The 21,335-nt window shown below is 59.8% G+C and carries 23 protein-coding genes, 1 tRNA gene and 1 pseudogene; 19 read left to right on the plus strand and 6 right to left on the minus strand.

Annotated elements, in window-relative coordinates:
• Positions 1-7: 7 nt before the first annotated feature.
• The 3 genes from recQ (at position 8) to tdh (ending at position 4,267) form a co-directional block, all read left to right on the plus strand.
• On the plus strand, positions 8-1,882 hold the full coding sequence (gene recQ / locus PY650_RS05695) for a DNA helicase RecQ (protein WP_285878068.1): 1,875 nt from the start codon (positions 8-10) through the stop codon (positions 1,880-1,882).
• A 138-nt stretch (positions 1,883-2,020) separates the two neighbouring features.
• Positions 2,021-3,208: a glycine C-acetyltransferase gene (locus PY650_RS05700; protein ID WP_285878069.1), complete on the plus strand. Its 1,188-nt coding sequence runs from the start codon at positions 2,021-2,023 to the stop codon at positions 3,206-3,208.
• Between the two features lie 21 nt (positions 3,209-3,229).
• Positions 3,230-4,267 carry an L-threonine 3-dehydrogenase gene (tdh, locus tag PY650_RS05705; protein WP_285878070.1) on the plus strand — a complete coding sequence of 346 codons (1,038 nt, stop codon included), beginning with the start codon at positions 3,230-3,232 and terminating at the stop codon, positions 4,265-4,267.
• 22 nt (positions 4,268-4,289) lie between these two features.
• On the opposite strand, the gene PY650_RS05710 is transcribed toward tdh, so the two are convergent.
• On the minus strand, positions 4,290-4,553 hold the full coding sequence (locus tag PY650_RS05710; protein ID WP_285878071.1) for a hypothetical protein: 264 nt from the start codon (positions 4,551-4,553) through the stop codon (positions 4,290-4,292).
• Between the two features lie 163 nt (positions 4,554-4,716).
• On the opposite strand from PY650_RS05710, the gene rpoD reads away from it, so the two are divergent.
• From rpoD to PY650_RS05755, 9 genes are all read left to right on the plus strand, one after another.
• Positions 4,717-6,780, plus strand: coding sequence for an RNA polymerase sigma factor RpoD (gene rpoD / locus PY650_RS05715; protein ID WP_285866173.1), 2,064 nt, complete (start codon positions 4,717-4,719; stop codon positions 6,778-6,780).
• Between the two features lie 445 nt (positions 6,781-7,225).
• Positions 7,226-8,914: a DUF930 domain-containing protein gene (locus PY650_RS05720; RefSeq protein ID WP_285878072.1), complete on the plus strand. Its 1,689-nt coding sequence runs from the start codon at positions 7,226-7,228 to the stop codon at positions 8,912-8,914.
• A 133-nt stretch (positions 8,915-9,047) separates the two neighbouring features.
• Positions 9,048-10,031, plus strand: coding sequence for a DMT family transporter (locus PY650_RS05725; RefSeq protein ID WP_285878073.1), 984 nt, complete (start codon positions 9,048-9,050; stop codon positions 10,029-10,031).
• Positions 10,032-10,276: 245 nt separating this feature from the next.
• Positions 10,277-10,570 carry a GYD domain-containing protein gene (locus PY650_RS05730; RefSeq protein WP_285878074.1) on the plus strand — a complete coding sequence of 98 codons (294 nt, stop codon included), beginning with the start codon at positions 10,277-10,279 and terminating at the stop codon, positions 10,568-10,570.
• Between the two features lie 167 nt (positions 10,571-10,737).
• Positions 10,738-11,667: a 2-dehydropantoate 2-reductase gene (gene panE, locus PY650_RS05735; RefSeq protein ID WP_285878075.1), complete on the plus strand. Its 930-nt coding sequence runs from the start codon at positions 10,738-10,740 to the stop codon at positions 11,665-11,667.
• Between the two features lie 76 nt (positions 11,668-11,743).
• Positions 11,744-12,400 (plus strand): glutathione S-transferase family protein, encoded by a 657-nt coding sequence (locus PY650_RS05740; protein WP_285878076.1) that lies wholly within the window; start codon positions 11,744-11,746, stop codon positions 12,398-12,400.
• Positions 12,397-13,206 carry an AraC family transcriptional regulator gene (locus PY650_RS05745; RefSeq protein ID WP_285878077.1) on the plus strand — a complete coding sequence of 270 codons (810 nt, stop codon included), beginning with the start codon at positions 12,397-12,399 and terminating at the stop codon, positions 13,204-13,206. Before PY650_RS05740 ends, PY650_RS05745 begins: the two co-directional genes overlap by 4 nt.
• 85 nt (positions 13,207-13,291) lie before the next feature.
• Positions 13,292-13,984 (plus strand): B3/B4 domain-containing protein, encoded by a 693-nt coding sequence (locus PY650_RS05750; RefSeq protein ID WP_285878078.1) that lies wholly within the window; start codon positions 13,292-13,294, stop codon positions 13,982-13,984.
• A gap of 252 nt (positions 13,985-14,236) precedes the next feature.
• Positions 14,237-15,466, plus strand: a complete 1,230-nt coding sequence (locus PY650_RS05755) for an MFS transporter (protein WP_285878079.1) — start codon at positions 14,237-14,239, stop codon at positions 15,464-15,466.
• Between the two features lie 118 nt (positions 15,467-15,584).
• Here PY650_RS05755 and PY650_RS05760 read toward each other — a convergent pair.
• From PY650_RS05760 to PY650_RS05770, 3 genes and pseudogenes are all read right to left on the minus strand, one after another.
• A pseudogene (locus PY650_RS05760) lies at positions 15,585-15,895 on the minus strand (integrase); the annotation flags it as partial.
• Between the two features lie 2 nt (positions 15,896-15,897).
• Positions 15,898-16,299, minus strand: a complete 402-nt coding sequence (locus tag PY650_RS05765) for a type II toxin-antitoxin system VapC family toxin (protein WP_285878080.1) — start codon at positions 16,297-16,299, stop codon at positions 15,898-15,900.
• The gene (locus PY650_RS05770; RefSeq protein WP_285878081.1) at positions 16,299-16,553 is read right to left on the minus strand and encodes a type II toxin-antitoxin system Phd/YefM family antitoxin; all 255 of its coding nucleotides are present in this window, start codon (positions 16,551-16,553) and stop codon (positions 16,299-16,301) included. The genes PY650_RS05765 and PY650_RS05770 overlap by 1 nt, the downstream gene beginning before the upstream one ends.
• A gap of 163 nt (positions 16,554-16,716) precedes the next feature.
• Here PY650_RS05770 and PY650_RS05775 point away from each other — a divergent pair, with 163 nt between their 5' ends.
• A complete protein-coding gene (locus PY650_RS05775; protein ID WP_285878082.1) occupies positions 16,717-17,037 on the plus strand; it encodes a hypothetical protein in 321 nt (106 codons plus the stop codon).
• A gap of 39 nt (positions 17,038-17,076) precedes the next feature.
• Here the strand turns inward: PY650_RS05775 and PY650_RS05780 are convergent, their stop codons facing one another.
• Positions 17,077-17,469, minus strand: coding sequence for a GNAT family N-acetyltransferase (locus PY650_RS05780; protein WP_285878083.1), 393 nt, complete (start codon positions 17,467-17,469; stop codon positions 17,077-17,079).
• A gap of 177 nt (positions 17,470-17,646) precedes the next feature.
• On the opposite strand from PY650_RS05780, the gene PY650_RS05785 reads away from it, so the two are divergent.
• The 4 genes from PY650_RS05785 to PY650_RS05800 all read left to right on the plus strand — a co-directional run bounded on the left by PY650_RS05785 (position 17,647) and on the right by PY650_RS05800 (position 19,597).
• The gene (locus PY650_RS05785; RefSeq protein ID WP_285878084.1) at positions 17,647-18,000 is read left to right on the plus strand and encodes a DUF1428 domain-containing protein; all 354 of its coding nucleotides are present in this window, start codon (positions 17,647-17,649) and stop codon (positions 17,998-18,000) included.
• Positions 18,001-18,085: 85 nt separating this feature from the next.
• Positions 18,086-18,514, plus strand: coding sequence for a secondary thiamine-phosphate synthase enzyme YjbQ (locus PY650_RS05790; RefSeq protein WP_285878085.1), 429 nt, complete (start codon positions 18,086-18,088; stop codon positions 18,512-18,514).
• A 181-nt stretch (positions 18,515-18,695) separates the two neighbouring features.
• A complete protein-coding gene (locus tag PY650_RS05795; protein ID WP_285878086.1) occupies positions 18,696-18,977 on the plus strand; it encodes a hypothetical protein in 282 nt (93 codons plus the stop codon).
• Positions 18,978-19,261: 284 nt separating this feature from the next.
• Positions 19,262-19,597 carry a hypothetical protein gene (locus PY650_RS05800; RefSeq protein ID WP_285878087.1) on the plus strand — a complete coding sequence of 112 codons (336 nt, stop codon included), beginning with the start codon at positions 19,262-19,264 and terminating at the stop codon, positions 19,595-19,597.
• Positions 19,598-19,722: 125 nt separating this feature from the next.
• Here the strand turns inward: PY650_RS05800 and PY650_RS05805 are convergent, their stop codons facing one another.
• A complete protein-coding gene (locus PY650_RS05805; RefSeq protein WP_285878088.1) occupies positions 19,723-20,463 on the minus strand; it encodes an SIMPL domain-containing protein in 741 nt (246 codons plus the stop codon).
• Positions 20,464-20,627: 164 nt separating this feature from the next.
• Between PY650_RS05805 and PY650_RS05810 the strand changes: the two genes are divergently transcribed.
• Together PY650_RS05810 and PY650_RS05815 are read left to right on the plus strand one after the other, a co-directional pair.
• Positions 20,628-20,703 (plus strand) — tRNA-Ile (locus PY650_RS05810).
• A 122-nt stretch (positions 20,704-20,825) separates the two neighbouring features.
• A complete protein-coding gene (locus PY650_RS05815; protein ID WP_285878089.1) occupies positions 20,826-21,149 on the plus strand; it encodes a hypothetical protein in 324 nt (107 codons plus the stop codon).
• The last annotated feature ends 186 nt before the right edge of the window (positions 21,150-21,335 follow it).

Genomic DNA, 21,335 nt, shown 5'->3' on the forward strand with positions numbered 1-21,335 from the left:
GGATTAGATGCCACAGCCAGATCGCCAGGACCCCCGGTTTTCCGCAGACGATGCACTGTTTGGCGGGCAAAATTTCCGCGCCGCGCCGCTCGATATTCTCAAGCGCGTCTACGGCTATTCCGCCTTTCGCGGCAAGCAGCAGCAGGTGGTCGACCATGTTGTTTCGGGCGGCGACGCGGTTGTGCTGTTTCCGACCGGTGCCGGTAAATCACTCTGTTTCCAGATACCGGCACTGTGCCGCGATGGAGTGGGTATAGTTGTCTCTCCGCTGATTGCCCTGATGCGCGACCAGGTCGAGGCGATGAAGCAACTCGGCATCCGCGCGGCGGCGCTGAATTCGTCATTGTCGCGGGAAGAGGCAAGTGACGTCTATCGCGCCATCTCGAGCGGCACCCTCGATCTGCTTTACGTCACCCCCGAGCGCATCCTGACGGAGGGCTTTCAGCAGATGATCGCCAGGGCGAAGATTGCCTTATTTGCGATCGACGAGGCACATTGCGTCTCGCAATGGGGACATGATTTCCGGCCGGAATACCGCGAGCTCGGCAAGCTCGCGGACCTCTTTCCCGACGTGCCGCGCATCGCGTTGACGGCGACGGCCGATCCGCACACGCGCGACGATATTATCGAGCGGCTGGCTCTCGATAACGCCAAGGTTTTCACCACCAGCTTCGATCGGCCAAACATCACCTATGAGATCGTTGAGCGCGATCAGCCGCGGCAACAATTACTGCGTTTCCTCGATCGTCATCGTGGCGATAGCGGTATCGTCTATTGCCTGTCGCGGGCCAAGGTCGAGGATACCGCGGAATGGTTGAACGGGCAGGGCATTCGCGCGCTTGCCTATCATGCCGGCATGGATCGGTCGCTGCGCGACGCCAATCAAGATGCCTTCTTGAAGGAAGAAGATCTTTGCCTTGTGGCGACGGTTGCCTTCGGCATGGGCATCGACAAACCGAATGTCCGCTATGTCGCCCATCTGGATCTGCCCGGGTCCGTCGAGGCCTATTATCAAGAGACGGGACGGGCGGGACGCGACGGTTTGCCATCGGAAGTCTGGATGGCCTATGGTATGGCCGACGTCATCCAGCGGCGGCGGATGATCGACGAGGGCAATGCGGCGGAAGAGATCAAGCGTGTCGAGCGTGCGAAGCTCAATGCATTGCTCGCGATCTGTGAGACGGCCGGATGCCGCCGACAGGCGATCCTGGCGCATTTCGGCGAGGGGCATGGCGGCGGTTGCGGCAATTGCGACACTTGCCTGAAGCCGGTCGAGACATGGGATGGGACGGAAGCGGCGATCAAGGCGCTCGCCGCGGTCTATCGCACCGGCGAGCGTTTCGGCACGGGCCACGTTATCGATGTGCTAGTGGGGACGGCCAATGAGAAGACCGAGCGCTTCGGCCATGCGAAAATGCCGGTCTTCGGGGCCGGCAAGGACATTCCTGTGCGCACTTGGCAGTCGGTTTTCCGTCAACTGCTGGCGAGCGGTTTCGTCAGTATCGATCATACCGCTTTCGGCGCAATGAAACTGGAGCCGGAGGCGCGCGCGGTTTTCAAACGCGAGTGTCAGGTTTTCTTCCGCAAGGACAGGCCAGAGACTGGTCGGCGCGCCAAGAAGTCGGCACGGATCGACAAGCGGCAGTCAAGCCTGTCGGGCGAGGCCCAGCCATTGTTCGAGGCATTGCGAGCGGAACGGACGAAGATCGCCAAGGCGCTCGGCGTGCCGCCCTATGTCGTCTTCCCGGATACGACGCTCATCGCGTTTGCCGCTGAGCGGCCGACGAGCCGCGACGCGCTCCTCGGCATTTCGGGGGTCGGGCAGGCGAAGCTGGAACGTTACGGCGATGCGTTCCTGAAGGTCATCCGGGCGTTTGATTGAGCATTTGCGACATTGCGCCGTCCCGCAAAATATCTCAAGACCGACATAGCCTATCGTCTGCATTCGCGACAAGACACCAGTCGATGTGATAATTCTTCGCCGTAACTGAGACAGAGACCATCGGAAAGCGCGTTCATCATGACTTCTGCCTTCATCTCCCACCTTCGATCCGAAATCGCCGGTCTGAAGGATGCGGGCCTCTATAAATCGGAGCGGGTCATCACTTCCAAGCAGGCAGGCGAAATCGCCGTGGCTGGCGGCGAGCGGGTGCTGAATTTCTGCGCCAACAACTATCTCGGTCTCGCCGATAACGAGGAACTGGCCGAAGCGGCGAAAAAGGCACTCGACCGCTACGGCTACGGCATGGCCTCGGTGCGGTTCATCTGCGGTACGCAGGAAGAGCACAAGCAGCTCGAGGCGCGAATTTCGGCTTTCCTCGGCATGGAGGATACCATTCTCTACTCATCCTGCTTCGACGCCAATGGCGGGCTTTTCGAGACGTTGTTGTCGGAAGAGGATGCGATTATCTCCGACGCGCTGAACCACGCCTCGATCATCGATGGCGTGCGACTCTCCAAGGCGAAGCGGTTCCGATACGCCAATAACGATATGGCGGCCCTGGAGGAGGAGCTGAAGAAGGCCGACGGGAGCCGCTTCAAGTTGATCGCGACCGATGGCGTTTTCTCCATGGATGGCATTATCGCCAATCTCGAGGGCGTCTGCGATCTCGCCGAAAAATATGGCGCGATGGTCATGGTCGATGATAGCCATGCCGTCGGTTTCGTCGGCGATCATGGCCGAGGTTCGCCCGAATACTGCGGTGTCGAGGGCAGGGTGGACATCATCACCGGTACGCTCGGCAAGGCGCTCGGCGGTGCATCCGGTGGCTATACCTGCGCGAAAGCCGAGATTGTCGACTGGCTACGGCAGCGCTCGCGCCCCTATCTCTTCTCCAATACGCTGGCCCCGGTCATCGCGGCCGCCTCGCTGAAAGTCTTCGATTTGATCGAAAATGGCGATGATCTTCGTGATCGGCTCTGTGGTAATGCGGAGTTCTTCCGCAGCGAAATGACTAAGCTCGGTTTCACTTTGGCGGGCGCCGATCATCCGATCATCCCCGTCATGCTCGGCGATGCCAAGCTCGCCCAGGAGATGGCGGCGCTGATGCTGAAAAAGGGCGTCTATGTCATCGGCTTCTCCTTCCCCGTCGTACCGAAAGGACAGGCGCGCATCCGAACGCAGATGTCGGCGGCTCACTCGCGCGCCGATGTCGAGCGTGCGATCGCCGCTTTCGCAGAAGCAGGGCGTGAACTCGGAATCATTTGAATTGGATGGAGACGACTGATCATGTCGAACATGATGAAGGCGCTGGTCAAATCGAAGCCTGAAGTCGGGCTCTGGATGGAGAACGTGCCGGTTCCAGAAGTTGGGCCGAACGATGTGCTGATCCGGGTCAAGAAGTCGGCAATCTGCGGCACGGATGTGCATATTTGGAATTGGGACCAATGGGCGCAAAGAACCATCCCGGTGCCGATGGTGGTCGGCCACGAATTCTGCGGCGAGATTGCCGAGATCGGCTCGGCGGTCACCAAATATCGTGTCGGCGAGCGTGTCTCCGGCGAGGGACATATCGTTTGCGGCAAGTGCCGTAACTGCCGCGCTGGCAGGGGACATCTCTGCCGCAATACGCTGGGCGTCGGGGTCAATCGTCCCGGTTCCTTCGGCGAATTCGTCTGCATTCCGGAATCCAACGTCGTGCAGATCCCCGACGATATTCCGGACGAAGTGGCGGCGATCTTCGACCCCTTCGGCAACGCCGTGCATACCGCGCTTTCCTTCGATCTGGTGGGTGAGGACGTGCTGGTCACGGGCGCCGGACCGATCGGCATCATGGGCGCCATGGTGGCCAAGCGTTCCGGCGCACGCAAGGTGGTCATCACCGATATCAATCCCAATCGCCTGGCACTCGCCCGCAAGCTCGGCATCGAGTATGTCGTCGACGCCTCGAAAGAAAATCTTGCCGATGTCATGAAGTCTATCGGCATGACCGAAGGTTTCGATGTCGGTCTGGAAATGTCAGGCGCCGCCCCCGCTTTCCGCGACATGATCGACAAGATGAACAATGGCGGGAAGATCGCCATTCTCGGCATCGCGCCGGCGGGCTTCGAGATCGATTGGAACAAGGTGATCTTCAAGATGCTGAACCTGAAGGGCATCTACGGGCGCGAAATGTTCGAGACCTGGTACAAGATGATCGCCTTCGTTCAGGGGGGACTCGACGTCTCGCCGGTCATTACTCACCGCATCGGCATCGATGATTTCCGCGAAGGGTTCGAAGCAATGCGCACAGGCAACTCCGGCAAGGTGGTGATGGACTGGATTTGAGCCGAATTGCGGCCTGATCGCATCACCACCGCCAGCCAAACTGCGGAAATTCAGGCGGTTTCAAAAACACGCTCTTGTCATCGCGCAGGGACTTCCTAAATACCGGAAGCAATTGTTTGTGGCGTGCTTGAGCCTGTGGAAAAGGCTTTTTCACGTTTTTAAGGGGCTTTTTTGCTGGAAAAGCTTGACGGGAGCAAAAATTGTAGGAATCACCGTTTGTCCTCGGAAAAACGGTGAACTGGATCAGGCGGATCACATAATACCATGGCCGGAAATCCAAACGCAATCCAGCTTTGCTGTCCGGTGCCGGTGATCGTGGTTAATTGGGCGTTAAAGGTCATTCCGTTAGGTGTTTGTCGGTGATTCGGGGCTGGCGTGAGGCGCGCCGGGCCAACGCGGCCATTCACCGCGTGTAAGTTTTAAGCGTCAGGGAAAGCGACGATATAGAGATGGCAACCAAGGTCAAAGAGAACGAAGAAGCTGAAGTCGAACGCGACGGCGCCTCCGATGGCCCGCTTCTCGATCTTTCCGACGACGCGGTCAAGAAGATGATCAAGGCCGCGAAGAAACGCGGCTACGTGACGATGGACGAGCTCAACGCCGTTCTGCCGTCCGAAGAAGTGACGTCCGAACAGATCGAAGATACGATGGCTATGCTCTCCGATATGGGCATCAACGTCATTGAAGACGAGGATGTCGAAGAGGCGGGCGCGGCAGCCGGTGGCGGTGACGACGACGATTCCAGCGGCGACGAGGATGGTGAAGGCGGCGAACTCGCGCCTTCGGGCGGCTCGGCGCTGGCAACCACCAAGAAGAAAGAGCCGACAGATCGCACCGACGATCCGGTGCGCATGTATCTGCGCGAGATGGGCTCGGTCGAGCTGCTGTCGCGCGAAGGCGAAATTGCGATCGCCAAGCGTATCGAGGCCGGCCGCGAAACCATGATCGGCGGCCTCTGTGAGAGCCCGTTGACGTTCCAGGCGCTCATCATCTGGCGCGACGAACTCAACGAAGGCACGACGCTGCTGCGCGAGATCATCGACCTCGAGACCACCTATTCCGGTCCTGAAGCCAAGGCTGCGCCGCAGTTCCAGAGCCCTGAAAAGATCGAGGCCGACCGCAAGGCCGCTGAAGAGAAGGAAAAGGCCCGCCGTGGCCGTCCCTCCGGCGATGACGATATCACCGATGTCGGCGGCGAAGGCCTGCCGATCGAGGAGGAGGAAGAGGACGAGGACGAATCCAGCCTCTCGCTCGCCGCCATGGAAGCCGAGCTTCGTCCGCAGGTCATGCTGACGCTCGACACGATCGCCGAGACCTATAAGAAGCTGCGCAAGCTGCAGGACCAGCAGGTCGAGCAGCGCCTGTCGGCTTCCGGCACGCTGTCGTCGGCGCAGGAGCGCCGCTACAAGGAGCTGAAGGACGAGCTGGTCAAGTCGGTCAAGTCGCTGTCGCTGAACCAGAACCGCATCGACGCTCTCGTCGAGCAGCTCTATGACATCAACAAGCGTCTCGTGCAGAACGAGGGCCGCCTGCTGCGTCTTGCCGAATCCTATGGCGTCAAGCGCGATTCGTTCCTTGAGCAGTATCAGGGTGCCGAGCTCGATCCGAACTGGATGAAGTCGATCGGCAATCTGGCCGCTCGTGGCTGGAAGGAATTCGCCAAGAGCGAAAACACCACGATCCGCGACATCCGCCAGGAAATCCAGAACCTTGCGACCGAAACCGGTATTTCGATCTCGGAATTCCGTCGCATCGTGCATATGGTGCAGAAGGGCGAACGCGAAGCGCGCATCGCCAAGAAGGAAATGGTCGAAGCGAACCTGCGCCTCGTCATCTCCATCGCCAAGAAATACACGAACCGCGGCTTGCAGTTCCTCGATCTCATCCAGGAAGGCAACATCGGTCTGATGAAGGCGGTCGACAAGTTCGAATATCGCCGCGGCTACAAGTTCTCCACCTACGCCACCTGGTGGATCCGGCAGGCGATCACCCGATCGATTGCCGACCAGGCACGCACGATCCGCATTCCGGTGCATATGATCGAAACGATCAACAAGATCGTTCGCACCTCGCGCCAGATGCTGCACGAAATCGGCCGCGAGCCGACGCCGGAAGAACTGGCTGAAAAGCTCGCCATGCCGCTCGAAAAAGTGCGCAAGGTGCTGAAGATCGCCAAGGAGCCGATCTCGCTCGAAACCCCGGTGGGTGACGAAGAGGATTCGCATCTCGGCGATTTCATCGAGGACAAGAACGCACTGTTGCCGATCGATGCGGCGATCCAGGCGAACCTGCGCGAAACGACGACCCGCGTGCTGGCTTCGCTGACGCCGCGTGAAGAACGCGTGCTGCGCATGCGCTTCGGCATCGGCATGAACACCGACCACACGCTCGAAGAAGTCGGCCAGCAGTTCTCGGTTACCCGCGAACGTATCCGCCAGATCGAGGCCAAGGCGCTGCGCAAGCTCAAGCATCCGAGCCGCTCCAGAAAGCTGCGTTCGTTCCTCGATAGCTGAGCGATTTTTATTGTTGCGAAATCAGAACCCGGTTCGTGGAAGCGAGCCGGGTTTTATTTTATCCGGATATGCTTGCAACGATCAGCTCATAGGCCACCTCTTAAAGCGCCACGCGCTTGACCGCTCTTTCGCCGCCAGGATATTGCGCTCTCCTGCTGGAGCACTGGGTGCAATTTCGCTCAGAACTCGCGCGGCCGTTCTTGGATATCTTCCGATGCACTGGTATGGATGGCAAGATCACGCAGGTTTGTTTTCCGGCCATCGCGAAGCTGTGGTTTGGAGTGACAGTCTACAATTTCCCGACTGCCTCTTTCCGGCCTTAATCTTTAACACCATATGTCGGGGTCTAGGCATCATCGGGTGTCGTTTGTTCGGTAAGGTTTTGATGAAACTGTTGACCGCTTCTCCGTCTGCCCTTCGTCGTCAGCCGTGCGGCCGCTGAGCGATGGAGCGCGTCGCCGAACAGCGAGAACCGGAGAAGCGTGGATGGGGACTAATCCCTTCCATCCTGCTGCACATCCTGTTTTTCGCCGCGCTTTTCTTCTTGCCGGTGGTCGCCGTGCCGTTACCGCAGCCGGAAGAGAGCATCAACGTCGAGATGGTGCAGCAGCCCCAGGAGCAGGCAAAGAATGCCGTAAAGCCGGTCGAGCGATCCGGCCGCGTGCCGACCCCGACGCCCAAGCCCGACCAGAAGCAGCCTGAGACGGAGCAGAAGGCCGCGTCCACCGACAAGACGGAAGGCGAGCAGACTGCCGAGAAGCTGAGCGACGAGAGCAAGACGAAGACCGAGAAGGCTCCCGATCCCAATGCGCAGGACCAGAACGGGAAATCGCAGGAACCGGCGCAGGCCGATAAGCCCGCGGATGTAAAGGCCGATCAGCCGACGCCGCCCACCGAGCAAGCTGAGGAAAAGCCGCAGCCGGGCGATGCGCTGTCGCCAAAAGCGGCCGATGATCAAGCCAAGCCTCAGGCGCCAACGCCTGCGGACGCACAACAGCAAAATCAGGCGCCGCCCGCTACCAACCCTGATACTGAGACCCAGCAGACGGCGGCGGATCAGCCAAGGCCGGACGCGCAGATGGACCAGGCCAGCACAAAGCCGCCGGCCGATGATCCGACACAGCCGACGCCCGCCGAACAGGCTGCCCCAGAAGCCGCCGCGCCGCAGCAAAAAGACGCAACGCCGCCCGCAGCCGACGCCGATATGCAATTGCAGCAACAAGCCGAGGCCGCGCAACCCGCGCAGGCGGCACAGGCGGCACAGGCCAATGCCCAAGCAAAGGCAGCCGAGACTGCTGCCGCATCGGCAACCGATCCGAACGCCCGCGATCTGGCGTCTACCCCGACACTTGAAGAGCTGGCGACGGACCAGCCGTCCGACACCCAAATTGCCGAACCGGACAAGCCTTCGGCCGATGCCGCAGGCGCGCAGGCGGACCAAAAGCCCGGAACCGCGTCCGACCTCGCAAAGGGGCATGCGAAAGCTGCGCAAGGGCAGGTGGATCCGAACGCGCGACAGCAGGCTGCGGCTGATCAAAAGCTCGCGCCGGATGTCGTCGTTCCGACAACGGGCGGCGCAGCGCCACGGCAGCAATCACAGGATCAATCAACATCCGGCGGCCCTAGTGACCCGACGGCCGGAACCGCCTTCGTTCCCGAGCCTCAATCTCGGCCGCAGCAACAGGCATCAGCGGATGGCCCACAGGAGGCATCGAATACCGATCCGTCGCAGACTGAGCAAAAGCCCGGCGGCCAGCAGGGCAAATTCATCGAGGCCAAGCGCTTCTACTCCGGTACGGAGCTGGCGCGTTTGTCCAAGGACGAACTGGATGCCTGGAAAAAATTGCCGCGGCGTACACGAGTGCAGCGGCTTTGCAATAGCGAGGAAAAGCTGCAGTTCGGGTACGACCTAAAAGCCCGAGGTTTTTATAACTCGCTGGTTACGCCGGCCATGCTGTCGGACGTTGACCTCGTCGGCGACGGAGCTGGTGTGCTCACGCCGAAAGGTTGGCTGAGGGTGGCATTTAAATGTAACGTTGACGAAGCCGCCTTGAAAGTGGTTGCCTTCTCCTACTTGGTTAGAGGTCACGTTTCCGCAAACCAGTTGGAGAGGATCGGCCCTGCTGGCAATTGACGAACAACACCGGTCTCGTCAGCTTGAAACAATAGTTTATTTCCCCGCCTGATCGAAATTCGGCCCGTTTCATCATATGTTTGCGGCTGATAACGTCTGATAGAATCCCCTCCCTTCGCATTGCACAGTTCCAATGACATCGATCACAGCCGATTCCAATTCGATGGCCACCGGCCATTCCACGCTTCGTGGTGTCCTCGTAGCATTCGCATCCTATGCCGTCTTCGCCTTCAGTGACGCCTCGATTAAGGTTTTGAACGGGACGCTGCCCTCCTACGAATTGGCCTTCATCGGTTCGCTGTTCGGATTTGCCGCGATCCCATTTCTAAGGGCGCGTGGGGATGGGTGGCTGGATATCGTCAAGACGACGAACCGGCCGTTGTGGATGTTGCGGTTTGCCTCTGGCGCTACCAGCGCCATAGTTTCGATTGTGGCTTTTACCAAGCTGCCGATGGCGGAGGCTTTCGCGCTGTTGTTCCTGCTGCCGTCCTTCGTCACCATCCTGTCCGTCGTCTTTCTCAAGGAGGATGTGCGCTGGCAGCGTTGGACGGCGGTGATCCTCGGGTTCGCCGGTGTCCTTATCGTGCTGCGGCCGGGATTTCGCGAGCTTTCGATCGGTCATCTCTGCGCGGCGATCGGCGGGTTGAGCGGGGCAGTCTCGATCGTCACCAATCGTGCGCTCGGGCCGAAGGAGAAGCGTGTCTCGCTTTATGGCGCAGCACTGTTCGGCTCGCTGATTGTCAGCGGCTTTTTGATGCTGCCCGAAATGGTGTGGCCAACAGCCTGGCAATGGATATTCCTTGCAAGCTACGGTCTTCTCGGCGCTGTCGGCACCGTTTTGCTGATGACTGCCGCGCAACTGGCGCCGGCCAATCTCGTCGCGCCGCCGCAATATAGCCAGATGATTTGGGCGATCGGCTTCGGTTATCTGCTGTTCAACGATGAAATCGACCTGCCGATGGCGCTCGGTATCCTCCTCATCATCTTTTCCGGCCTGCTGACGCTCGCGCGCGAGCGCAAACGCGGCACGCCGCTGCCGGCAGCCGTCGTTGCAGCAGATACCTGGGCATCGTTTGCGACAGCGCAGGAAACTGAGGCCGAGACACCAGATAGGTGATCCCCCGTCGGCGATCGCATCACTTCGTCACCCGAATGAATGGGGATTAGGTTTATTGTCGCTGCGAGCTTAAAAGCCTATGATTTTCGCAAGGGGACTGCATCTGCGGGAGGGGACATCGAAACACCGGGGCGGCGGCGCGTAACCCCGAAAATCAGGGTGGATTTTCAAGGGGCCTACGTGTGGATCAAACCGCAACTGCGCGTGCGTTCAATAGACGCGAGACGCAGCCGAGGAGGTGTGAGATGACCACTTATATCGTTCTGCTCAATTGGACCGACCAGGGTGTGCGAAGCGTAAAGGAGTCGCCGCGGCGCCTGGACGCAGCCAAGAAGCTGCTGGGAGAGATGGGCGGTTCGTTCAAGCATTTTTTCCTGACCATGGGTGAGTATGACATGGTCTCTGTCTGCGAGGCGCCCGACGATGCTGTTATCGCCCGTTTCGCTTTGGAGCTTGGGATGGGCGGCAATGTGCGCACGCGTACGCTGAAAGCGTTCCCCGAGGCCGCCTATCGCGAGATCATGGCATCCTTGGGTTAGCTGGGATGATTTTGCCGTTCTGAATGCATAAACCCGGCCAGCGGGGGCTGACCGGGTAGCGGTGCATCTTGCGCCCATCGCGTCCCAGCCATGTCATCTCGTTGCTTGACCTTCCTTCGATTTTGGCGACCCTGAAATTCCTTCTCTAAAGCCAAAGGAATTTCAGTATGCGTATTCTCGTGGTCGGCGCTGGCGCTATCGGCGGATATTTCGGAGGCAGGCTGGCAGCGGCCGGACGTGACGTTACCTTTCTGGTGCGGCCGAAGCGGGCGGAGATTTTGCGCGAGAAGGGCCTTGTCATCCGCAGCCCGCTCGGTGACGCCCATATCGCCGCGCCGAAACTCGTCACGGCCGATGATGTCGGCGGAACCTTCGATCTGATTTTGCTGAGCTCAAAGGCCTACGATCTCCAAGATGCCATTGCCTCCTTCGCACCGGCTGTTGGACCGCAAACGGCGATCCTGCCGCTTTTGAATGGCATGGGGCATCTCGACCGGCTGGAGGCGAGGTTCGGGCCCAAAGCGGTGCTCGGCGGCACTTGCTTCATCTCAACGACCATCGGGCGAGATGGCGAGATCCTGCATATGAACGATATCCACCGCCTGACCTACGGCGACCGCCACGGCGGCATGACGGCGAGAATAGAAGCCATAGCCACGGTCTTTGCCGAGGCCGGCTTTACGGCTGAGGCGAGCGAGACAATCCTCAGCGACATGTGGGGGAAGTGGATTTTCATCGCGGCGACAGCCGGCATGACTTGCCTGATGCGCTGCTCCATCGGCGACTTCGTTGCGGCGGGCGCCAGCAATCTGGCATTGAAGCTGATCGACGAATGCGCCGAGATCGCAGCCGGCCACGGCTTTAAACTTTCCAAGGCAGCGCAAGAACGCATCCGCGAAAATCTGACGCGCGCGGGCTCTCCAATCACCGCTTCGATGTTGCGCGACATCGAGGCCGATGGCCGGATCGAAAGCGACCAGATCATCGGCGATCTCCTGGCCCGTGCCGATCCTGTAAAGCGTCCGTCCTATTTCATGCTGGAGACGGTTTATGCGCATCTCAAGGCTTATGAGGCGCGGCGAGCACGGGAAGGTTGAGACACGAGCGATCGCCTTGACCGCAGCGCCCCCCTCCGAAAAAATGCCGGTTGATGAACTTAAATGGCGTTGCGACATGAAAAAGCCTTGCCTGTTTGGCGCAGATTATAGCGTCTATGTGAGAATTGCGCGGCTAACGCTGCTCGAGAAAGGCGTCGATCATCAGAGGATGCCGGTCGATATTTTCGCCGACGGCGGGCCTTCGGCATCCTATCTGGGGCGGCATCCATTCGGCCGGATTCCGGCCTTCGAGCATGATGATTTTCGGCTTTATGAGACGGCAGCGATCACACGCTATGTCGACGAGGCATTCGACGGGCCGCGCCTGCAGCCTTTGACCCCTCGGCAGCGGGCGCGGATGAACCAGATCGTCAGCATCGCCGATGCATACCTCTATCCTCACTTGGTATGGGGGGTCTATGTGGAACGGGTCTCTAAGCCGGCGAAGGGCGTTGCCGCCGACGAAGAGCGGATCGCGGCGAGCCTTTCCAAAGCCGCCATCAGCCTTGCCGCCCTTTGCGAACTCATAGACGGTACGCAGTGGCTCTGCGGCCCGGATCTGACGCTTGCCGATTTGTACGTGGCGCCGATGTTCGACTATTTTCGCAAGGCGCCTGAGGGACGGAAGATGATCGCGCATCACTCGAAATTGGTGTCATGGTGGTCGCGTATTGCTGCCCGGCCAAGCGTTGAGATGACGGATTTCGACAAACTGGACGGGCGGCACGCATGAAACCCGGCCAGTTCAGGATATTCCGCTCTTCGGTCGCCGGCATCGAAGCGGTGACGGCGGAGACGGGACATAGTTTTCCCAGGCATACACATGATCAGTTCGGCATCGGCGTCATCGAGCGCGGCGCGCAGATATCGTTGAGCGGGCGTGGCATGGTGCGGGCTGAAGCAGGCGACGTCATCACTCTCAATCCGAATGAGGTGCATGACGGGCTGCCGGTTGGGGAAAGCCGGGCTTGGTCGATGCTCTATTTCGATCCACGGCTGATGACAGATCTTTTGGGCGATATGGGCCGAGGTGACGCCAGTGGCTCGGAATTTCCTTCTCCCGTCATTCGAAACGGGCTGGCGGCAGCACGTTTCAGGACACTTTTTTCGACGGTGATCGTCCAGGATGGTCCGCAAACCACGCTGCAGCGCGATGGACTGCTGTTGTCGATCGTCGCGGACGTAATGCGCGAAAAGCGGCGACAGGACGGCTTTATCGACGCTCCCGCCGCGATCATGCGCGCCCGCGAACTCATCGATGATGACCCGGCGGCACCGTTGACTTTGGCCGATCTCGCCGAGGTGAGCGGGCTCAGCCGTTTCCAGCTCCTGCGCGGTTTTGCCAAGGCGACCGGACTGACGCCGCACGCCTATCTCGTTCAGCGCCGCATTCATGGAGCAAGGCGGCTGATTGCTGGGGGCATGCCGTTGGCGGAAGCGGCCTTTGCCAGCGGCTTTGCCGATCAAAGCCATATGACACGGATTTTCGTGCGCAATTTTGGTGTGTCGCCACGCATCTATGCTGACACGATGCGCTGAAAGCATCTGCAATTTCGTTCAAGACCGGATGCCCGCATCGGGTTTTTCTGCTGCTCCAAGTCAAAACCGCGCAGAAGGAAAAGCCATGTATTTCCGCCATTCGAATGAGATGTGGAACGAATTCCCCGATCTGGTTCCCGGCGCACTCTTCGTCGAAGGGATCGCCGCGGGTGCTATTCTCGCTGACCCTATCGCGAAGTTCTATCAGATAGCCGAAGAGCGTCTGGCAGCAAGTTCGGAAGGCGAGATGCCCGAGATCCAAGCCTGGCGGCGCACCTTCTCGAAAATGGGACTGAAGCCGACGCAATATCGCTGCGCTTCCGAGGCTTTGCTCCGGCGATACCGCCAGGAAAGATCGCTGCCGCAACTGCATCCGCTGGTTGACCTCTGTAACGCCGTTTCGATCGCCTTTGCTATACCTATCGCCGTCTTCGATCTTGCAAAGATTTCCGGCGATCTCGAAGTCAGGCATGCGACTGGCAAAGAGAGCTATCTGACCTTTGCCGGCGAGACGGAATATCCGGAGCCGCGCGAGGTGATCTTTGCCGATAGCGCGGACCGGGCGCATGCACGGCGCTGGACCAACAGGCAAAGTGGCCTTTCCGCCGTTCGGCAAGATACGCGATCCGTGCTGATCGTCGCTGAGGCCATGCATGAAACGGCCGGCCATGATGTGCCGAGACTGATCTCCACCCTTGCCACGGAATTGGCCGGCGCATGGTCGGTCGACGCGAAGACCGGGGTGCTCAGCAGCTCTTCACCACGATTTGATCTCTAGAGCGACATGCGTTCATGAACGCACAAAGGTCGCTCTAGTCTTTGGAATCTGGAGCATCTTGTCCGCTTTTAGTCGATTTCGCCTGAAAGCGCGATGCTCTGGGTCTTGGCGCTTCTACGGCAAATTGAAGATCCAGGCAAAAATGCAGTTGACAAGCGCGGCATTCGGGCAGAGCAGGGGGCATAGATAAATATTTCATATTGCTCATAAAGTTTGGTCCGCGAGGCGACATCCGGACCAGAAGAAAGACATATGGACACCCTGCAAAGTCAAAACCGGGTAAGCGTGCTCGCCCACCCCGGATATCGTTCCTTCGCTGCCTCTCGCGTCTTTTCCTCCATCGGTTTCCAGTCGGTCACCGTTGCCATGGGCTGGATGATTTACGATCAGACGCATAGTGCCTTCTTTCTTGGCCTGGTCGGCTTCTGCCAGTTCCTGCCGATGGTGATCCTGACCTTCATCGTCGGCCAGCTTGCCGATCGGTTCGAAAGGCGGCGCATCGGCCTGGTCTGCCAGTTGATCGAAGCCTTGACGGCGCTGGTCCTTGCGGTTGCCATCTGGCAGCACTGGATCGGTCCGGCCGGCATCCTCGCCGCCGTCGCCGTCATGGGCGCCGCCACCGCCTTCGAACGCCCGACCATGGCCGCGTTGTTGCCGAATATCGTGCCGTCGTCGATGTTGCAGATGGCGATCGCCACCTCCACGTCGATGATGCAGACTGCCTTCATCATCGGGCCGTCGCTTGGCGGCCTACTTTATGGCGTCAGTCCGATCGCGCCTTTCGCGGTGTCCGCCTTGCTATACGTCATCGCGAGCTTCAGCGTCATTTCGATCCGCGTCGAGCGACAACAGCCGTCGTCGCGCGAGCCAGTGACGCTGAGATCGGTCTTTGCCGGTGTTTCCTTCATCAAGAGCCGGCCGGTGATGATGGGCACGATTTCGCTCGATCTCTTCGCCGTCCTTCTCGGCGGCGCCACGGCGCTGCTGCCGATGTTTGCGCGCGACATCCTGCACGCCGGTCCCTGGGGTCTCGGTCTGCTGCGCGCCGCGCCGGCAATCGGTGCATTGGTCATGTCGATCTGGCTGGCGCGCCGACCGTTGGAGACGGATGTCGGCAAGAAGATGCTGCTTGCCGTTTTCGTCTTTGGGATCGCGACCATCGTCTTCGCGCTCTCGAGCAACATCATCCTCTCAGTCGCAGCACTGCTTATCGTCGGCGCATCGGATACGGTCAGCGTCGTCGTGCGCAGTTCGCTCGTGCAGCTCCTGACGCCCGACAACATGCGCGGCCGTGTCAACGCCGTGAACTCGCTGTTCATCGGCACCTCTAACCAGCTCGGCGAATTCGAATCGGGAATGCTTGCCAGCGCAATTGGCCCGGTTCTCACCGGCATCGTCGGCGGCGTCGGCACGGTCGCGGTCGTCCTGCTCTGGATGTGGATTTTTCCGGATCTGACCAAGGTCAAAACACTTAAGGGCTGACGTGATGTCGGCGACATCGGCACGGCCATCGGCGCGATATGCGAGCGCCGAACGCCTCGAGTCCTAGCGACGCCAACCGTTCGCGGTTTCATGGATCATCCTTGATATCGTCGAGCCCGGCAGCGCCGGAAGCACAGGCGGTGATGTAGAGGCCGATAGTCTGATCCGGGGGGAAGGGAGGAAGGTTGGAGCGCCGGCACCACGCGGCAAAGTGTTTCCAGTCGGACGCATAGGCCTTGCGGCTGTTGGCGGAACTCGCCCCCTCGACGTAGCCCGGGCGCGATCGGCGAGGCGCTCGAGATGCATGGCCGGGGCGCCGGTCGCCTTCGCGATAGAAGGGGGAGCACCGGTCGGATTGCTGTCATCCGCCGCATCGGCAGGAAACGCAATTTCGTTGTCTGCCGGTCGCACGTCCGTGGCACCGCTCATATCTAGGTCTCCCACGGATTGATCACGAATGCGTCCCTATCCTCGAAATCCCTGATGTTGCGCGTTACCAGGATCAGGTCGTGGACGATCGCCGTCGCGGCTATCAGACCATCGATATCGCCGCGGGGGCGAATGGCAGCAAGGCGGCCCCATTCCACGGCGATCTGGTCGGTCACCGGCAAGATGCGGTCGCCATGATCGTGGCGCAGCTTGCGCAGCCATTCGCTGAGGTGAGCGGCGGCCTTCGGATCGGATTTGTGCTTCAGCGCGATGCCGCGCATGATCTCGCCGAGCGTCAGCGCGCTCAGATGGACACTGAGTGGGTCGACCGAGCGCAGCCAGGATACCGCCTGCGGCGTGCCGCGTCGCGCCTCCGAAATAACGTTGGTGTCGACCAGATACATCAGAACGCCACGTCGCGGCTGGGGGTGTTGGTGCGGGTTTCGATCGCATCGGCGAGTTCATCATCCCAGACCGGACCGCCGAGCAGATCGTCGACGAGTGTCGGCCGTCCGGCGCGCAGTGCGTCGTAGTCGCGGGCGGAGAGCACAACCGCGGTGCGCTCGCCGCGCAGGGTGACTATCTGTGGTCCTTCATGTCGCGCCTTTTGCACCACTTTCGAAAACTGGTTCTTGGCGTCCTGCAGTTGCCATTCCATCGATTTGCTCCAATCTAGCTAGACTGTCTAGCTGCTATATGGCACGTTTGACCGGCAAATTGAAGGGGCGGACGAGGAATTCGTCGTCAGCTCGCCAGAACTGTTTGGGCGGCTTCCGAAGCCTAATGCCATAAGGCAAGCACCTCTACTGCGATATACCGGCATGCGGCACACCGTGCTGGATTGGCAGCGCTGGTACGAACAGGTGATTGGCCATGTCAACTCTGACGGGATGGCAGATTTCGATATCGCGCAAGCGGCGGAGAACGGACCTTTGTTCGAGACCTTCGCGGATATGCTTGCAGCATGGCGAGACGGCCTCGGCTTCGCGCTGGTTCGCAGTTCCCTTGTCGCGAAAGACATTGCCGAAGGCAGCTGGTGCGCTGCTTCGTGGAGGTTCAACCCGCAGCCGTCAGCTATAATCTGCTCTATCCGCCAAATGCCCTACAAAACCCTTCAGCGGTGCTGTTTCGTACCTGGCTAATGGCTCGGGTCAACGCAGTTGGTTGAGAGGCGATCGCCGTCAATCGAGTAGCCTGATCAAACCGGCCTCCGTCGCCGCCAAGCCCAGGCGCCGATAGAACTCGGTGAGATGCGGTTCGAAATCGACATGCAGCCATTCCGCGCCGCGGTCGCGCGCGACATTCGTTGCCATTTCGACAAGTCTGGTCGCTATTCCTCGTCGACGGAATTCCGGGGCGACGCAGGTATCGAGGATGAAGGCATGCGTGCCACCGTCTGAGGCGACATTGACGAAGCCCACCAGGCGCAGGCCATCGAACGCGCCTATATGCGCGAGGCTTCTCGATAGGATCGGCGAGAAATCGCGCGAGGCAGCCTCGTTCCAAGCCGCCGCCCGTAAGGCGTTGAGTGCATTGTTGTCAGGATAGGGATCGATCCTGAATTCGATCGTCATTAATCGCCCCATTGTTGTCGTTGTCTGCAACGCCAAGCTTACCCGCAGGGAGAACGGACGCAACGGGCGCGTAAGGCTAGCGATATTAGTGTGATTGGATTGGAAAAGTGCATCCCATGTCGGATCGCGCTATGATCTATCGTCCTTTGCGTGTGATTACAGAACAGGGAGACTGCTATGGCCTATGTGGATGGTTTTGTTATTGCCGTTCCGAAAGACAAGATTGAGATTTACAAGGCGTTGGCGCGGAAGGCCGGCGATATTTGGATGGAATATGGCGCGCTGAGCTATGTCGAGTCGATCGGGGATGATGTGCCTTACGGCGAGCTGACATCCTTTCCGCGCTCCGTGCAGGCGAAGGAAGACGAGGTGGTGATCTTCTCGTGGATCACCTATCAATCGCGTCAGCAGCGGGATGCCGTAATGGAAAAGGTCATGGCCGATACGCGATTGAAGGACGAGATGGCGAGCATGCCTTTCGATGGCAAGCGCATGATCTACGGCGGCTTCGATATCTTTTTGCAGCTCTAATCTAGCCCGGCGGCGGCCGGGCTTGACCTTCCGGCCGCCGCGACCGATTTCACACAGACCACTGTGATCGTAGTTAGAATATGTCATGCCGCAGGCCGTCATTACCCTGTCCACCCATGGTCAAGGGCTCTACGAATTCACAGGGCAGGCCGAGGATTTCGTCCGTGCGACGAGCTCGGGAACGGGTGAGGGGTTGCTGACGGTTTTCGTTCCCCATACCTCCTGTTCCCTGCTCATTCAGGAGAATGCCGATCCTGATGTGAAGACGGATCTCAACGCCTTCTTCCGCCGGCTCGTGCCACCGTCTTCCGACCCGTCGATGCGGTGGATCATACACACCACGGAGGGGCCGGACGATATGCCGGCGCATATCAAGGCAGCGCTGACACAGGTTTCCATCGGTATTCCCGTGATGCGCGGTCGTCTGGCGCTCGGCACATGGCAGGGCATCTATCTTTTCGAGCATCGCGACCGGCCGCATCGGCGCGAAATCGTTCTGCACCTCTCTGCCTGAACTCCCGAATATTCCCGACTGCCGGTTGTTAATTGTTCTGAATACAATCTGAACCGCCAATTCGCGTTCGGTTCAGATTGGCTGACCTAGGGTGGCTCCAATCCCAAGGGCATCGGCCCGAAGCATCGGCCAATTACCGGGATTGCAACGACCCATAGCGGGACTTGAAGGAGAAACACTCATGACCAGTATTTTCGCCAAGGCAGGCATTGCAGCTCTTGTCACGCTCGGCGCCACCGCAGCCACTGTATTGACGGCGTCGGCCAATGACCTTTCGGCGAGCCGTCACAGCCGCATCTGCTCGCCAATTACTGCCGTGCAGAAGGCTCGCGCCATGGGCCTGCGTCACGCCCATATCGAGAACATCACGCCGCGGCGGGTCGTTGTAGAAGGTGTTGGACGCCATGGTCCGAACCGCGTCGTTTTCGCGAACGAGCCTGGCTGCCCGTTGATCCGTAGTTGATTTCGAACTGTTGCAACGGCAGGTAGCATGAATATATAAGGTCAATGTCGTGCCGTCTTGACGATATTCCAAGATTAATGAAGTCGTTCTCACAAAAGAGGGCGGCTTTCATTTTCCGTTGCGCAGTGACTCCGCCTCTGGCCTCTTTTTTGCTTTCATTGTAGCTGAACAGCGTGTCAACGGCTGATTCTGGACTTGTTCAGAAACGCGTCGTTACTCCCAAGGCACTCGCTCAGCAGATGCGGCACGACTGGGAAAGAGGCTTCTCGTTCCATGGAGGACAAATGAAAGAATTGCTGGCTAAGTTGGGGATCGCCGCTGCGATCACCGTTACCGTGCTGTCGGGCACGGCGGAATATGCTTCCGCTCAGGGTGTCGATGTCTATATCGGCCCAGGTTACCATCGGCCGCCGCCGGATTACTATGCCCCGCGGCCGCATTACGACCGTCGCGGCTGCGATCCGCGAGAAGCCATGGATGTGGCCCGCAGCTACGGCCTGCACCGCGCTCGCGTGGTCGACGTGACGCCGCGTCGCGTCATTGTCGATGGTTTTGGCCGCCGTGGTCCGGATACGATGATGTTCGCCAATGTTCGCGGCTGCCCGCTGATCGGCCGCTGAGACCGCCTGCGGGCGCATTGCGCCCGACGGCCACCGATTGATGTTTTCGCTTTGCCGGTGGGAGCCGCGAAACCGCCCTTTGCTCGGTCTTTCCGGACCTGAGCGAAGGGCGGTTTTGTTTGCGGCTATTGCTGGATTGCGTAGGTGATGCTGACCGAAGCGTTATAGGTGTTTTCGCCGCTCGCCACCGGCACCGCCTTCTCGGCAGGCGCCATGGCCATGGAGCGCATAACCGGCTGCGGCGGCGTGACGATGGCGCCCGCGTTGATCGCAATGACACGGCCGAGCTTGACACCCGCCGCCTCGGTCAAGGTTTTTGCCTTGGCCGCGGCATCGGCCACCGCGCTCTTTCGGGCTTCTTCAAGCGCTGCATCCGGCTTATCGTTGGTGAACTGGATATCGCCGCCCTGGTTGACACCAAGGTTGACCGCCTTGTCGAGGAGGGCGCCGAGCTTGGAGAGGTCCCGCACGCGCACCGTCAGGCCGTTGGTCACCTGGTATCCGGTCAGCGTCGGCGGCTGTGGCTGGCCATTCTTGTCGTTCTGATAAAGATATTGCGGCTGGATCGAGAAGCCCGATGTCTGGAGGTCGCGTTCGGCTATGCCGCTGTCCTTCAGCGTCGCCAGCACGGCGCCCATCGCCTTGTTATTCTGGTCGAGCGCGTCCTGGGCGGCTTTCGCCTCCTTGACGACCGAGAGCGTGACAACGGCCATATCCGGCGCAATGGCCGAATGCCCCTCGCCGGTGACGGTGATGATAGCCTCGCGCGGTTTTGCATCCTCTGCGAAACCATGGGTGGCGGGCACTAGGAGAGTCGCGCCGAGAAGAGCAGTAAAAACAAAATCTCTGGTTTTCATTATGGGCATGGCTCATTCCTTGGTTGGTGTTTCCTTGGGATTCGCTTTTGCGGATTGATTGTGAAGGTATTGCGGCAGTCCCTTGTGGGAAAAGACGAATTGGGTTAGAGCCAGATCGGCTTCCGGGGAACCATTGCCCCGGCGCTGCATGCGCGATCATTTTTAGTCGTGCTGGGCCTGTAGCTCAATGGTTAGAGCCGGCGGCTCATAACCGCTTGGTTGGGGGTTCGAGTCCCTCCGGGCCCACCACTTTTTCCAGAGTTTTCGCCGCGCCTGCCCGTGTCGCCGGCGTTTCTGGGCGGCGGATCGGAGTCTTTTGAGGACTCTCCGCCAGCGCCAACTATAGCAAAAAACGCCGAATAATCAAGAAGTTGCAGAAGCGTGACCTGGGCGTAGCCTGCTCGTGTTCAGTTGGAAAGGGCGAGAAAGCGGTGCTCTACCGCTTGGCCGGTGGTTCGACCCTGAAGCGCGATCCGATCGCAGACGGGATAAGCCAGGACGGCCCGACCGACGCGGAAAACTGGGCGGCAGTCTGGGCGGCAAAAGTGCCCGATTCGGCGAACGCCGTTCATTGGCCCGGAGAGGCCTGGCCGACAGACGATCCGAACACCCGGGCAACCCGCGGGCGGGCGTTGCTTTGGAAAATTGTACACCCGATTCCGCAAACACCCAAACTCGGATCACGCTACCTGTGACCAAGGGACCAAGGGCAAACGCGCCGGGCCCGGAGCTCCGCGGACCCCATGCCTCGCGGGTACGTCCGGACGCGAGACCTCGTGCAGCCGAGTGCACGGCGAACTGCCACGCCCGGGCGGATCCGACAAATGCGGGTCGGTGCGATGGACGCACCGTGCTGTAGTGGGGAGGTCGACCGCGCGCGT

Origin of the sequence: Martinezella calliandrae (genome assembly GCF_030272695.1) — a bacterium.
GTDB lineage: Bacteria > Pseudomonadota > Alphaproteobacteria > Rhizobiales > Rhizobiaceae > Rhizobium > Rhizobium calliandrae.